At 47.4% G+C, this 13,244-nt stretch carries 11 protein-coding genes and 1 tRNA gene; 6 read left to right on the forward strand and 6 right to left on the reverse strand.

Features of this window, described 5'->3' with window-relative positions:
* Nucleotides 1–193 precede the first annotated feature (193 nt).
* On the forward strand, nucleotides 194–667 hold the full coding sequence (locus QUA04_RS18845; RefSeq protein ID WP_333259120.1) for a hypothetical protein: 474 nt from the start codon (nucleotides 194–196) through the stop codon (nucleotides 665–667).
* Nucleotides 668–899: 232 nt separating this feature from the next.
* On the opposite strand, the gene QUA04_RS18850 is transcribed toward QUA04_RS18845, so the two are convergent.
* The gene (locus tag QUA04_RS18850) at nucleotides 900–1,439 is read right to left on the reverse strand and encodes a Dps family protein (protein ID WP_333259123.1); all 540 of its coding nucleotides are present in this window, start codon (nucleotides 1,437–1,439) and stop codon (nucleotides 900–902) included.
* A 180-nt stretch (nucleotides 1,440–1,619) separates the two neighbouring features.
* Between QUA04_RS18850 and QUA04_RS18855 the strand changes: the two genes are divergently transcribed.
* Nucleotides 1,620–1,826 (forward strand): hypothetical protein, encoded by a 207-nt coding sequence (locus tag QUA04_RS18855; RefSeq protein WP_333259126.1) that lies wholly within the window; start codon nucleotides 1,620–1,622, stop codon nucleotides 1,824–1,826.
* Between the two features lie 48 nt (nucleotides 1,827–1,874).
* On the opposite strand, the gene QUA04_RS18860 is transcribed toward QUA04_RS18855, so the two are convergent.
* A complete protein-coding gene (locus tag QUA04_RS18860; protein WP_333259129.1) occupies nucleotides 1,875–2,015 on the reverse strand; it encodes a hypothetical protein in 141 nt (46 codons plus the stop codon).
* Between the two features lie 362 nt (nucleotides 2,016–2,377).
* Between QUA04_RS18860 and hetZ the strand changes: the two genes are divergently transcribed.
* From hetZ to QUA04_RS18875, 3 genes are all read left to right on the forward strand, one after another.
* A complete protein-coding gene (hetZ, locus tag QUA04_RS18865; protein ID WP_333259132.1) occupies nucleotides 2,378–3,559 on the forward strand; it encodes a heterocyst differentiation protein HetZ in 1,182 nt (393 codons plus the stop codon).
* Nucleotides 3,552–4,622, forward strand: coding sequence for a hypothetical protein (locus tag QUA04_RS18870; RefSeq protein WP_333259136.1), 1,071 nt, complete (start codon nucleotides 3,552–3,554; stop codon nucleotides 4,620–4,622). Before hetZ ends, QUA04_RS18870 begins: the two co-directional genes overlap by 8 nt.
* A 274-nt stretch (nucleotides 4,623–4,896) precedes the next feature.
* Nucleotides 4,897–7,260 (forward strand): transglutaminaseTgpA domain-containing protein, encoded by a 2,364-nt coding sequence (locus tag QUA04_RS18875; RefSeq protein WP_333259139.1) that lies wholly within the window; start codon nucleotides 4,897–4,899, stop codon nucleotides 7,258–7,260.
* Nucleotides 7,261–7,625: 365 nt separating this feature from the next.
* On the opposite strand, the gene QUA04_RS18880 is transcribed toward QUA04_RS18875, so the two are convergent.
* Both QUA04_RS18880 and QUA04_RS18885 read right to left on the reverse strand, forming a co-directional pair.
* A tRNA-Leu gene (locus tag QUA04_RS18880) sits at nucleotides 7,626–7,707 on the reverse strand.
* 223 nt (nucleotides 7,708–7,930) lie between these two features.
* Nucleotides 7,931–8,641 (reverse strand): peptidoglycan-binding protein, encoded by a 711-nt coding sequence (locus QUA04_RS18885; RefSeq protein WP_333259142.1) that lies wholly within the window; start codon nucleotides 8,639–8,641, stop codon nucleotides 7,931–7,933.
* 253 nt (nucleotides 8,642–8,894) lie between these two features.
* Here QUA04_RS18885 and QUA04_RS18890 point away from each other — a divergent pair, with 253 nt between their 5' ends.
* Entirely contained in the window at nucleotides 8,895–9,086 is a 192-nt protein-coding gene (locus QUA04_RS18890; RefSeq protein ID WP_333259145.1) for a hypothetical protein, read from the forward strand.
* A gap of 64 nt (nucleotides 9,087–9,150) precedes the next feature.
* Here the strand turns inward: QUA04_RS18890 and QUA04_RS18895 are convergent, their stop codons facing one another.
* Both QUA04_RS18895 and QUA04_RS18900 read right to left on the reverse strand, forming a co-directional pair.
* Nucleotides 9,151–11,571: a sucrose synthase gene (locus tag QUA04_RS18895; RefSeq protein WP_333259148.1), complete on the reverse strand. Its 2,421-nt coding sequence runs from the start codon at nucleotides 11,569–11,571 to the stop codon at nucleotides 9,151–9,153.
* A gap of 128 nt (nucleotides 11,572–11,699) precedes the next feature.
* Nucleotides 11,700–13,223: a carboxypeptidase M32 gene (locus QUA04_RS18900; RefSeq protein ID WP_333259150.1), complete on the reverse strand. Its 1,524-nt coding sequence runs from the start codon at nucleotides 13,221–13,223 to the stop codon at nucleotides 11,700–11,702.
* Between the last annotated feature and the right edge of the window lie 21 nt (nucleotides 13,224–13,244).

Consider the following 13,244-nt stretch of genomic DNA (forward strand, 5'->3'; position numbering starts at 1 on the left):
TTTGACAACTTTATTCTTAGGAGCTTCTTACATTGGCATTTTGCTAGTTAGTTTTACATACCAGGTTCGGTAGAGCCGCGTTTGTTTTGCAAAAGTCGGCGGTTACAAGAGCAAACTTAAACTAGAAAACGCTCAAGGCTGCGAAGACTGGGAACTTCACCTCCGCATAGCCGAACATTATCAATTTAAAGTCGTGCCAGAATACTTAGTTGGCTACCGGCAGATTGCCAGCAGTATGTCTAGCAACTATGCAGCAATGGCAAAATCTCACTCTTTAATTATGGCCGATGTCCGACAGCAACATCCCGAAATTCCCAGCAGCATTTATCGCTGCTCTAGCAGCTATTTTTACATTTACTTAGCTGTTAAAAGCAACCGCAGCGGCAACCACCGGAGTACATTATCTTGGCTGTATCGAGCTTTCAAAGAAGATTTATCACTGGCACTTTTGCGGCACAATTTGTATCTGCTGTCAATAGAAAGTATATTAAAAATAATAGTTCCAGCGCCAACTAAATCTGGGTTAGAGTTAAAACAAGCATCAGAATCGAGTGAAGGGACGACAATTGCTAGGATTGAGACGCGGACTAAGGCTCACAGGATGTTGCCGTCGCAGGTATACGAAAGAATGCGATTCAATAGTTTAGGAAATCGAAAATCTACATAAATCCAACATTGAAAAACCCGGTTTATTCAAAAAACCGGGTTTTTTAGGAAGCTAGAGGGCGTTTAATTCTGCCAGCTTGCTCGCTCAAGAATCAGGAAAGAGGGTTAAATAAAAAAATCTCAATTTTCCATGCTTCCTTTTTCCGACAGACATCGGACTCACATCCGTTACATCCGTTACATCCGTTACAAAATCCGTTGCCGAACTTCCTTCTTCCGTCTACTTAATCTCTCTAAGCGTGAGAAGCTGTAGCCGTTTGAGCTTTTGGGTGCTGGCCGTCTGGCGAAAGGGATTCCCCTTCAATAAACGATCGCAACATCCAAGCCATTTGCTCGTGCTGTTCCATCAAACCAGTCAAAAAGTCTGCGGTTCCGTCATCCTTAAACTCTTCACCGCACTGTTCGACGTGTTGGCGGAGATTGCGAATAATCAGTTCGTGGTCGTCAACTAAACGCGATACCATTTCCGTAGCCAAAGGCAAATCGCCGATATGTTCTTTAATCGAGCCATACTTCAGAAAACCCTCAGCAGTACCAATTGGATAGCCACCTAAAGTTCTCACCCGTTCAGCCATAGCATCGATATTTAGTGTTAACGCCTGATAGTGTTCTTCCCACAACTGGTGGAGCGATCTAAACTGTGGGCCCACTACATCCCAGTGATACTTTTTGGTTTTGATTAACAGCAGATAAGCATCTGCCAGGTCGTGATTCAATAGTTCGATAACGCCTGCACGTTGCTCGTCAGATAGACCTATGTTTAACTTACGCATTGAAAATTGTTCCTTCAACTCTAACTTTACTATTAGAACAAATTTCGCCAGCCACTTACATCAACCCAGAGGACGATCGAAGACGATCGCACTTTATTAAAATATCGGCATTTCAGGTTAAAGTACGCCATATAGATACCCTTAGATAGATGCAATTAAACTTATTGTTCTGGAGGCTCTTTGTTTGGCAAACACAGGGATGGGGCGGCAGGTGACCCCCCGCTCAATCCCTCTAGAGAAAAAGGCTGCACTCTGATTGCTAGTAAAAATCAAGGAATTTATGCCGAAGTTAACCAACCTCCCCCACACTTAATTGTGCGGGCTGCTTTAAATGAGGGCATAACGGACTTGCAATTAAATATAACCCCATTTATCCTAGAAGGCTAGGAAACAGATTTTCGGACATGAGCGGTGCTGACCTCTGTGATTGGGATGCTAGAAATGATATTGAGTCAAACCGTTAAATCGAAGTTCCAGGATGCTGCCCAGAAACAGACGGGCGATCGCCGTCGAAACTGTATGGCAAAAGTGGCGGAAGACGCAGATCAAATACAGCAGTGAAACCCTTTGTCCCATCTGGTAAACCGCCGGGAGAAGTTGTGTGCTCGCTTCACCTTCAGGAACACTTGCGCTGCTGTGACCACCACAGCATTAAGCCGAACGTATCAACGGCCGTGTAGCGTTTTGGGCTCCCATGAAGCCTTTGTCAAACCCGACACTCGGATGAACCATCGTTATGGCAACTGTTTAAACCTGGTTCTTAACGGATGGCGCCTCCAGGACAGATAAAAAAAACAGTCCTCTGTGTTTGCGCGAAGGGGGAGATCGAGGGCATTGCAGTTTGTCCTATGTGGGGAATACGGGGTAAAGTAGCGGTAGGAAAGATTTATCCATACTTTTACTAACTGTGCTACTTTCATTGTTAGCTGTAAACCATCATGCGGGAAATCTGCCAGAGCGTGGAAACCATATTTCAACTGCTGTTAGACGAACTTAAAAAGTCCACTCGCGCGTCTGAGCAGAACTGCCAAGATGTAGCAGGGCGACTCGCAGCAGAAGTCAACAGGATATGCACTGAAAGCCAGCGGATTCAAGCCTCCGGAGATATAGAAGGTTCAGCCCAGAGCCTCGCTCAGCACCGCTTGCAACAATGCCTGCATTATTACAATTTAGGCTCCGGGCCCGGGCGAGTAGAATTGCACAGTACCCTCAGCGCGATCGTCTATCGCTACATCACCCCTCCGCAGGTGCAGTCTAGCTATCAGGCGCGAGTAGAACTGATCAAAGATTTTTTGCAAGGATTTTATCTCGAAGCTTTAAAGGCATTCCGGCGCGAAACCCAACTGCCACCTACCTATAGTCCCCGCACTCGCTTAGAACTAGCAGAGTACATGGCCTTTGTAGAGCGCTTCGGCAAGCGGCGCATTCCTTTACCTCGGAACCGCAGCCAGCAACTAATTATTTTACGGGCCCAAACCTTTTCCCAGCAGCAGCCCAAAGAAACCTCCGTAGATATGGAACAAGCCGCCGACGGAGGGGCTTCAGATTCTGACCAAACTTGGAACGACACCTCGGTGCACTCAGTCCGGGAAGCGATGGCCGGACAGGGTTCGGCGGCAATTCGTCCCCTCGGCGACGAGTCAGAATCTCTGCGGCAAAACGTGATTGACGAATTAGTGGGTTACTTGAAAGAGCGCAATCAACAAGACTGCGCCGATTACTTCGTGCTGCGCTTGCAAGACTTGCCGACTAACGAAATAGAGTCGCTTTTGGGCATAACTCCCCGCCAAAGAGACTATTTGCAGCAGCGCTTCAAGTACCATTTGCTCAGGTTCGCCATGTCGCACCGCTGGGAACTCGTTCACCAGTGGCTGGAAGCAGACTTAGACCGCAATTTGGGTTTGCTGCCTTCTCAGTGGCACGCTTTTGGCGAGCAAATTGGTCCAGAGGGACAGCGTTTGCTAAAGTTGAAACAACAGGGTCTGTCAGAGTCAGCGATCGCGCAAACCCTCGGCAGCACGGTAGCCCAGGTACAGAAACGGTGGTTTAAATTGCTGGAACTTGCCTGGGAATTGCGAAATCGTTCAGATTCCGGAGAAGGGGCATCTAGTGATGAATAACGAAACGAACAGGGATGCAGAGGCTTTCGAGCGCCATTTTTTAGACTGGATATTGCAGGCGCCGATCGCGAATACCTCTAACGAAGATGAGGAAAACCTCAATCCATCCCCTCGCTCAGAAGAGTGGGGCGACACAGAAGACAATTCCGGGGTGGAATACTGGGAATGGGACGAACCAGACCCGCTGGACTATCAAGTGGGGGGGCACAACAATGCACCCGCACAACCGCTGACAATTGGAGAAATACCGACCGTGCAAGACCGTTTTCAGACCTTGTTAAAAGAAAGGCTTAGAGCCGAAATTGAATCTAACCCGCCGCTGTTCCCCTGGGAAACAGAATTCAAAAGCTACGACCACGATTACCCAGACGATGTAGCCCCGCAATGGGTTCCCCCCCTACACCTCTGGACTCCCCAACTACAAAATATCAGGTGGGGCCGCCTGCCAATTCCGATCGCCCAAGGGGTTTTTGCTCAACTGCTAGAACCTTGTCAGGAACTGGTAATGTCGTCGCTGCGGCAAGGCTCGAAGTTAGTTCGCGCTGTAGATAGCTTGTTTCCGGGCCAGTCTCAGGAACTCAACGAGTTAGCTGGTTTAGTGCTCCGAGGTTCTTTGCGGGGACTTCTAGATTTAGAAGATTTCCCGAATTACGAAGCAGCGAGTACCGATCAACAAATGGTGCTGTCGCTGTTGGCAGCCAAGGAAATTATTGAGTCTCTAACTTTGGATTGTCCTGTGAATCAGCCGCCGATTTCGCGGGAGTGGCTGACTGGTTTGGGTGCGCTGACTCTGGAGGCTCAATACCTCTCGAACCGCAACAGAGAACAGCCAATGCCGTGTTTAAGAGTTGAGTGCCAATTTCCAGGGGCAGGAAGTTTGGAACTCAAGGGAGGAGATGCCGAAGCAACAGCACATCGTCCGAATTCCGGGCATTTAAGTGTGGAGTTGTTTGACCCACAACCGAACAAGACTTATGCTCTAGAAGTTCGATTCCAAAACTTCGAGACAAGACCTTTGATGTTTGCTATTCGTCCAATTTTAACCGGACAAGATAGCAACTAGAAAGGTTTAATTAGAGTAAATAATTTAGGTTTTTACTCGCTGGTTTGACCTCACACAAAAACAAAGGCAATTCCTCGATTTCTGTCGTCGTGGAAAGCAAAAAAATTAGATATTAGTTCAAGCCCCCAGATTCATCTGTGAAGTTAATCTGTGGATTAAATCTAAAATCTAATGACAGAGAAATAAGATTTAGATATTAGTTAAAACCCAGATTTATCTGTGGATTCAATCTAAAATCTAAAATCTAAAATCTAAAATCGTTGGATGGGTGCACATGACAACTGATAACCTGCGAAATATACCTGTTTTGGGTAAGCTGTGGGAGCAGATTGAGGCCATGCCTCCGCCGGTGATTGAGGATTCTTTACTGCTGCGAATCCTAGTTCAGTTGTTGGTAATTGTGGGAATTGTGGCTACTGACGTTGCTGCTGAAGAACCCCTGAACCTGTGGGCTGTGCCTGTTAGTATTGTGGGAGCAACTTGGAGTTGGTACCGCCGCCGCGATCGCAATGTAGCTGCTAAGTTCTGCATAGCTATTGGAATGCTGGTGGCGCTGTTCGCTTTTTTTAGCCGCTTGGTGGGAGAATTGAATGATACGCGGTTAGTTTTGGCGCAACTGTTAATCCAACTTCAAGTGCTGCACAGTTTCGATTTGCCCCGCCGTAAGGATTTGGGCTATTCGATGGTAATCGGGCTAATTTTGTTAGGGGTAGCAGCGACTCTCAGCCAAACCTTGACTTTTGGGCCGCTGTTGTTGCTGTTTTTGGCTTTAGCGCTTCCGACTTTGGTTTTGGATTATCGATCGCGCTTGGGATTTTTGAAGCCAGAAGCCATTGGCGAAAAAGCACAAGGTAAAGGGAAAAATGAAAGCCTGTCGCTATTTGCTGCTACTTTATCCCCAAAGTATTTTGGTTGGCTGCTGCTGATAACTGTCGGGTTGGGGCTGACTATTTTTGCGTTTTTGCCGCGCCTCCCTGGCTATCAGTTGCGGACTTTTCCGGTGAGTGCTCCTATTCAATATCAGGGGGAGTTTGACTCGCGCAGCATTCTGAATCCGGGGTATGTCAGAGGGGGAAATCAAAAAGGAACTGGCGGAGGAAGGGGGAGAAACCCTGACAAAGGACCAGGAGAGGTGGACTCTACTTTTTATTACGGTTTCAACCAGCGCATTAATCAAAATTTGCGGGGGGAAATGAAACCTCAAGTGGTGATGCGGGTGCGATCGCAGGCTGCGGGTTTTTGGCGAGTATTAGGCTTCGACAAATACACCGGTCAGGGTTGGGAAATTTCTCGCAACGAACAAGCTCAAAAGCTGAATAGACCTAGGTGGTCTTATCAATTTTATCTGAATCCGTTTCCCAATGCGCCTCGGACTCAAGAGGTGATTCAAAGTTATACTATTCTTGCTCCATTGCCTAATTTGATTCCGGCTTTAAACAAGCCGAAGGAACTTTATTTTCCGAGTCCAGAGGTGGCGATTGATGCGGAGGGGGGTTTGCGAGCGCCTGCGGAATTGGGAGAGGGTGTGACTTATACAGTGATTTCTAATGTACCTTTTCGCGATCGAGCTTTGTTGGGAAAAACGGGTACTAATTACCCGAAAAATATTCGCAATTTCTATTTGGATGTGCCACCGGAAATTGCCGGAAAGGTGCGGGCAAAAACTGAGGAAATATTGCTAGCAAGGACGAGAGTAGCTAAGTCTGATAGATCGATCGATTCTCCCTACGAAAAAGCTTTGTATTTGGCTCAATATTTAAAGCAAAATCCGAATTACAAAATAGAAAAAGCTTTGCCTTACTTAGAAGAAGGTGAAGATTTAGTCGAGGGTTTTCTGTTTGGCTATAAAAACACCCAGGGCGGCAAAAAAGTTACAGGGGGATATCCAGACCACTTTTCGACGGTACTGACAATTATGCTGAGGTCGATCGGGATTCCGGCGCGGCTGGTGGGCGGTTTCGATACGGGGGAATTCAACCCCTTTACAGGTTTGTATATTGTGAAAAATACCGACGCTTTCTTAATGACGGAGGTATATTTTCCCAATCACGGCTGGTTTGCTTTTAATCCGATTCCTGGTTATCCGCTGATTCCGGCTTCGGTGGAAGACAACCAGACTTTTAGTGCGCTGGAATCGTTTTGGAAGTGGATCGCGGGTTGGCTACCGACTCCTCTGAGAAGCGGGCTGGATTCAGTTATAGGTTTTCTAATTGGCTGGATAAGTTTGATTGTGGGCTGGTTTCTGGGACAGTTTTCTAGGGGCTGGGTGGGGTTATTTACTGGCTTGATTGCTGCGATCGCCTTTGGCTTTATTGGCTGGTTAATTTGGCAAGTGTGGCGCAAGTGGCGCCACCGCCGCTGGCTGGCGAAGTTGCCGCCGGTGGAGGGGGTTTATCAGGAAATGCTGAAGGATTTGGCGAGTAGGGGTTTTGCCAAGCAGAAAGCTCAAACGCCTTTGGAGTATGCTGAGGCAATGCGGGGTAATCATGCAAGTGATGAAGCTGAGGTGATTGATGAAGTTTCGCAAGCTTACGTGCGGTGGAAGTATGGCGGGGAAGCGGGTAATTTGAACCAGTTGCGGCGGTTGGTGGAAAATTTGAGGCGATCGCACTTGAAGAAACTGAAAAAGTTAAGATAAAAATCAGTGATTGAAGTCGCTTCTACACAAATATGAGTTACTGTACAGAAATGCTAAACGCGCCACCAATGTTTCAACGACCATCCCGACTAGGGATGGGTTGAAAGTTCTATTATTGCGACTGAAGATCTCGCAACAAGCCATCGCGGTTTCAGCGATCGTTGTAGGTGGTTTGAAAGAAGGTTCAAGTTCTTTTTTACTCGTGACCAAGCTCGTCTATAAAACTACCTTATATTTGTCAAACGGACAGCAATCTGTCAAGAGTGTCAAATTATTTGGCGACACGAACAGCAATCTGTCAACGCGGACAAATAATTTGACACTCGACAACTCGACAACACTCGACATTACTATTAAGTTTTAAGTGCGGATAAAAGGACTTGAACCTTCACTCCTCTCGGAACCAGAACCTAAATCTGGCGCGTCTGCCAATTCCGCCATATCCGCATTTTGACATTTAACTACTATAGCACACAACAGAGCGATCGGTCAATCGATTTTAGATTTTAGATTTTAGGTTTTAGATAGAATAAAGCGACCCACTGATAAATCCGCAGGCTGATGACCACATTGCTCGATCGCTCAACATCGAGAAACCCGGTCATTTTGGGACACCGGGTTCAATCATGAGTTATCGCCACAGCAATTTTCCGTATTTTTCACTCGTCGCTTACTTTTGGCCTAACGCCTTCCAGGTTGTTTCGTCCACCATGCCGTCAACCGTCAAACCCTTAAATTTCTGAAAGTTCTTGACAGCCGAAGCAGTGCGAGCGCCAAAAATGCCGTCGATGGGGCCCGGATCATAACCCTGTATTTCCAAACGCACCTGTAGCGTCTTCACCTTGGAACCGACAGCGCCTTTATTTAGAAGAGTTGGAGGATTGCCGGCAACAGCAGCATTGCTCAGAATTGGAGCATTGCTCTGCACAGTTTCAGGAGCAGGCGCCGGATCTGCTGCTAAAGCTGTCCAAGTTTCTTTGTCCACAATGCCGTCTGCCTTCAACCCCTTAGACTGCTGAAAGGCACTCACAGCCGATGTGGTGCGAGATCCATAGGAACCGTCGATCGTCCCCACCTTGAAATTGTGCACCTGCAAGCGCTGCTGTATGGCGGCAACTTCTGGCCCGTCAGCTCCCGCCGAGATAGTTTTTTCCTTTTTCACTGGCGCCTGCTCGCCCGCGTAAAAAGGCTTATTAAACATATCTGCTTGGGAATTTCCCTGGGGCGATGCTGACGCACCCGGATCGGCGGGAGCCGTAAAGTCTCTGCGGTACTGTTCCTGCACAAATGGTTCGGAGTCGAAAGCAGCGGTTGCCTTTCGGGTTAAGCCGGGAACGAGCAGAGCAATCAAGCTGAAAATCGTAACAGTAGTCACACGCATAAATTTCATCCTGTTAGTGAGGTTTGACAAGGTTTCCCTGTTTTCAAGTTTCTAAATCTAATTGTATTACCCGGACTGCTTTCTGAGACATATAGCAGAATTAAGACAGAAGAAGGCTCTTCGACTTCGCGATCGGGTAACAAGAAGTCCGAGGGAAGGGGTAATAGACCGCATTGGTTTGGGCCATTAAGAACGTTATAAATAAGCGTCGGGTGCGGTTGCTATACCTGCCACAGCTTCTAGAAGTTCGGCAATGGGGACGGCCGCACTCAGAAGTTATGAGTTGGAAGCAGGGACGGGTTCGCACTATTCCTCAGAAACCCGGTTGATTCCGAGATGTTTTGTTACTAAAGCCAATATTTTAGTAGAAACCGCGTTTCTTAGCCTCAGTCCTCTTGTAGAAAACCTGCTGTCATTCACAAATCTTTACGGGCGGGTTGTGTAAAAAGTTGAGCCATCAGAGGCGAAGTTTTTTACACAACCCGCCCGTAAGAAGCAAAAGTCGCCACTTATCGATTTGCGTGTTCTGCCAATAAAGCCTTTGCTCTTGGCTTGTAAATCAGATAAAACAGCGATTCTATGTAGCGGAGCATATCTTCACGGTTTTCCTTGGACGAGTAGTTCCAAAAACCGTAAGTCCGCGCCAGCGTCAGCAGCTTGGTAGTGTGAATTTTCCAGGTATACGTGCTGTAAACTCGGTCAATTCCTCGCGTTGAAATTTCATACCAATAGTTGGGATTGTGTTCGCATTTCGATAAAAAATCTAGAATTTTTTGGGCAGTGTCCTGGTGGTTAGTCGGGTTGATATAAAACCCATTTACCCCATCTTGAATGATTTCCAGCGGGCCACCAAACTGCGTCCCGAAAGTGGGAATGCCAGTAATCATTGCTTCGAGAATTGTCAAGCCGAAAGCTTCAAATAATGCTGGCTGAACAAATATACCTTGGGTGTCGGCGATTACCCGGTAGATTTCGCCGGACAGGCTTTTAGAAAGCCTCACTCCCAACCAGCGAATTTTACCGTGAAGGTTGTATTGGTCGATAATTGCGTAGAGCTTTTTAATTTCTTCTGCTTCTTCGTAGTCTTCAGTTTCTTCGACCCGCAGCTTGCCAGCTACTAGAATTAAGTTGCATTTTTCTTGCAATTCCTGGCTTTTTCCGAACAATTCTGCTAAGCCTGTCATGTTTTTAATGCGATCGAGCCGGGCCATCGAAAATAAAGGGCGCTTGTGCGGGTCGTCGAGTTTTCCAAAGACTTGTTCCGGATCTTCTAGAGTAAACAGCAGTTCGTTGAGCCGATCGCGATCGCCTTGCACCCGGTCTTCGATCCGCGTGTAGGGAAAGTACACACTTTCGTTGACTCCCGGCGGCACTACGTTGAATTTAGGGCTGAACAGTTCAATCCCGTTCACAACGTGGTACAAATCCGGCATCGTAAAACAATGGTAAGATTCGTACTGACCGACACTATCGGGTTGGCCCACAATCTCTTGATAGGTGCTGCTGACAATACAATTAGCTGCATTCATGGCAATTATATCAGCAGTAAATTGCAGCGAAAAATGGTACTTTTCCTCTGATTCTTGCCAGTAGAGATTGCTGAACAAATATTTAGATTTTTCTAGCGCATGGGCAATATTGCACTGAGTAACTTTGAGTTTACGAGACAGTAAAAACGCTACCAAGTTGCCGTCGGAATAGTTGCCGACAATTAAATCTGGCTTGCCCTGAAACTCAGCCAACAGTTCTTTTTCTGCATCGATCGCGTAAGTTTCCAAATAAGGCCAAATCTCGAATCGAGAAATCCAATTTTGAGTCAGTTTGGGATTGAACTCCCGGAAGGGAACCCGCAAAATCCAAGCATTTTCAGTGCCGTGAACTTTTTCCAAACGTTCGTTGCAGCGCGTGCCGTCGCTGTTAGGAATTAACCGGGTGAGAATAATGACTTTAGGTTTGACTCCTAAACTATCGAGACCGGCAAGATGAATGTCTTCTTGCAGTTGTTTCTCTAAACTCTTGGCTTGATCGAGGACATAAACTACCTGACCTCCCGTATCCGGTCGCCCCAAAACTCCTTCTTGGCCGAACCAGCCGTGAGGAGAAACTAGGACGATTTTGAATATCATCGGGATGCGAGAAATAAATGCTTCTAGGGCTTGGGGATCGGGGGAATCAATTAATTCGTCCAGAATTCCTAGGGTTTCATGCACGCGGGCTGCGGTATTTCCCCAACCTGCCTCAAAACCCATCATTTGCAGAACCAATCGAAATCTTTCGTAAGGTTCTTCTTCAGAAAGATCGCTGACAAAGGTAAGGGCTTTTTTGACTTGTTCGGAAAGTTGATCTTGGGATTTTATGCGATCGTTAATTAGTAATTGTACGCCGTTGTAGCGGTGAAGACCCAAGAATTTAAATAGATTTTCCTGCCATTGTCTAGGGTCTTGAAACAGTTTGCTGGACAGGTATCGGTTGAGGAATTGCACTCCTTTGCCGATGTTTTTGGGGTCGCGAATTGTGGGGGAATAGTCGTAAAACGGGTCGAAATCTAGTTCAAGGATGTCGCCTTCTTGGGGGTGAAAGTGGTTGACGAAGCGATCGCGCACATCGAGCAATTCTTGCACAGTCATCTGCTCGACTGTCAAGTCGTCTCCAAGTCGCACTATTTCTATACCAGCAATTTTTGGCCGCAGCAGGATGCAAAGGCTATCATCTTCGAGAATAATTTCCTGAACGTAATAAATCAGTTTGCTCAAATGAGAAGATTGATGGAACTTTTGGGGCTTTTCGTATTTGGTGCAGTAGGCAGCAAAAGCGTTAACTATGTCGTTTCGCAGTAAATATTTGTTTCCCAAAGCGCGTAAATCGCTGACAAACTGACGCAAGTCGGTTTTTTCGTCGCTGGCGATCACAGCCTGAAAGAGTTCAGACATACATACTCCCTTATTTAAGACTTTTGATTTCCGCTGTAAAACTAGGCGATACTCAAACAGTATCGCCATTTTTTTAAGCGGCTACTTTTTTTGTCATTTTAAAGTCTGCAAAGAGAAGTTGCTATCCCTCAAATGACATAAAACTCCCCGTATTTGTGGCGAATGTAGCGGATAAAGGGATCGATAGTTAAAGGTGAACCTGTAACGCGATCGATCAATTCGACAGCAGTGTATTTGCGGCCGTGCTGGTAGATGTTTTGTTTGAGCCAGTCGTGGAGTACGGTAAAATTTCCCCGTTCTATTTCTACGGGAATTTCAGGATTGATTTTTACTGCTGTTTCGTAGAATTGGGCGCTCATCAAGTTGCCGAGGGTGTAACCTTGGAACATTCCGCCGATCGTACCAACATACCAGTGAACATCTTGCATCGCGCCTTCGCTGTCGGTAGCGGGGACAACGCCGAGGTCGGTTCTATAGCGTTCGTTCCAGGCTTCGGGGAGGTCTCGCACTGCTAGTTTTCCCTCTACCATTGCCAATTCTAGGTCAAAGCGGATGGCGACGTGGAGGTTGTAGGTTACTTCGTCGGCGTCCGTGCGGATGAGCGAGCGCGAGACTTTGTTAATTGCCCGGTAAAATGCGTCAGTGGATACGTGTCCCAACTGTCGCAAAAATATGCCTTGGAGTTGCGGGTAAAAACATTCCCAAAAACCGCGGCTGCGCCCGACCAAATTTTCCCAAAGTCGCGATTGACTTTCGTGGACGCCGGAGGAAATGCCACCTGCAAGCAGTGTGCCCTCAAATTCCGGGGAATTTCCGAGTTCGTAGAGGGCGTGTCCGGCTTCGTGGATGCTGCTAAACAGTGCTTGATCCAGGTGGTCTTCATAGACGCGGGTGGTAATTCGCACGTCGTCTATGGAGAAGTTGGTCATGAACGGGTGCAGGGTGGTGTCTTGTCGTCCCCGTTGGAAGTCGAACCCCATGCGTTCTACGACTTTGCGAGTGAATTCTAGTTGCTGGGATTCTGGGAAGTCTTGGTGCAAGCAGGAGTCGTCGGCGGGAGGTTGGGAGGTGATGGCTTCGACTATCGGCACTAATTCTTGACGCAGTTGGGCGAAAAGCGGGCGCAGCAGGGATACTTTCATGCCGTAGTCGCTACGATCGATCAACGGATCGGCGATGTGTTCGTATCCGGGGAAAAACTCGGCGTATTGCCTGCTTAATTCTAGGGTTTTTTCTAGGTAAGGCTCAACGGCTGCGAAGTTGTTGGCTGCCCTGGCCGCAGCCCAAGCTTCGTAGCTGTCGGCTTGGTGGCGGCAGAGTGCGGACATGAAGGTTGCGGGGACTCTGGCGGCGCGATCGTAGTCTCTGCGGGCTATGCGGATCAGGCTGGCTGCGGTGGAGTCGTAGGGGAGGGTTTGTTCGTAGAAACGCAAGTCTTCTAGGAGTTCACCTATTTTTGGATCTGTAAATTTTTCGTGGGATATTTGTTTAAGAGTAGCCAACTGGCGGCCTCTGGCAGTTGCACCTTTGGGGGGCATATAAGTTGATTGATCCCAATGCAGCAACGACGAGGCTGATTCGATGTCGGTAACTTCTCTGAGATGGGCTGCCAGTTGAGCGAATTTTGCTTGAGTTTTGTCTAGGGTTTGCATGATTGGGGTTTATGGTGCTGT

This window comes from Microcoleus sp. S13_C5 (genome assembly GCF_036700845.1).
Classification (GTDB): Bacteria; Cyanobacteriota; Cyanobacteriia; order Cyanobacteriales; family Microcoleaceae; genus Microcoleus.

Bases quoted from the DNA above. Each gene is read 5' to 3' on its own strand.
- QUA04_RS18850 (WP_333259123.1), bottom strand. From the start codon at position 1,439: ATGCGTAAGTTAAACATAGGTCTATCTGACGAGCAACGTGCAGGCGTT.
- QUA04_RS18860 (WP_333259129.1), bottom strand. From the start codon at position 2,015: ATGGGACAAAGGGTTTCACTGCTGTATTTGATCTGCGTCTTCCGCCAC.
- hetZ (WP_333259132.1), top strand. From the start codon at position 2,378: ATGCGGGAAATCTGCCAGAGCGTGGAAACCATATTTCAACTGCTGTTA.
- QUA04_RS18870 (WP_333259136.1), top strand. From the start codon at position 3,552: ATGAATAACGAAACGAACAGGGATGCAGAGGCTTTCGAGCGCCATTTT.
- QUA04_RS18875 (WP_333259139.1), top strand. From the start codon at position 4,897: ATGACAACTGATAACCTGCGAAATATACCTGTTTTGGGTAAGCTGTGG.
- QUA04_RS18885 (WP_333259142.1), bottom strand. From the start codon at position 8,641: ATGCGTGTGACTACTGTTACGATTTTCAGCTTGATTGCTCTGCTCGTT.
- QUA04_RS18890 (WP_333259145.1), top strand. From the start codon at position 8,895: ATGGGGACGGCCGCACTCAGAAGTTATGAGTTGGAAGCAGGGACGGGT.
- QUA04_RS18895 (WP_333259148.1), bottom strand. From the start codon at position 11,571: ATGTCTGAACTCTTTCAGGCTGTGATCGCCAGCGACGAAAAAACCGAC.
- QUA04_RS18900 (WP_333259150.1), bottom strand. From the start codon at position 13,223: ATGCAAACCCTAGACAAAACTCAAGCAAAATTCGCTCAACTGGCAGCC.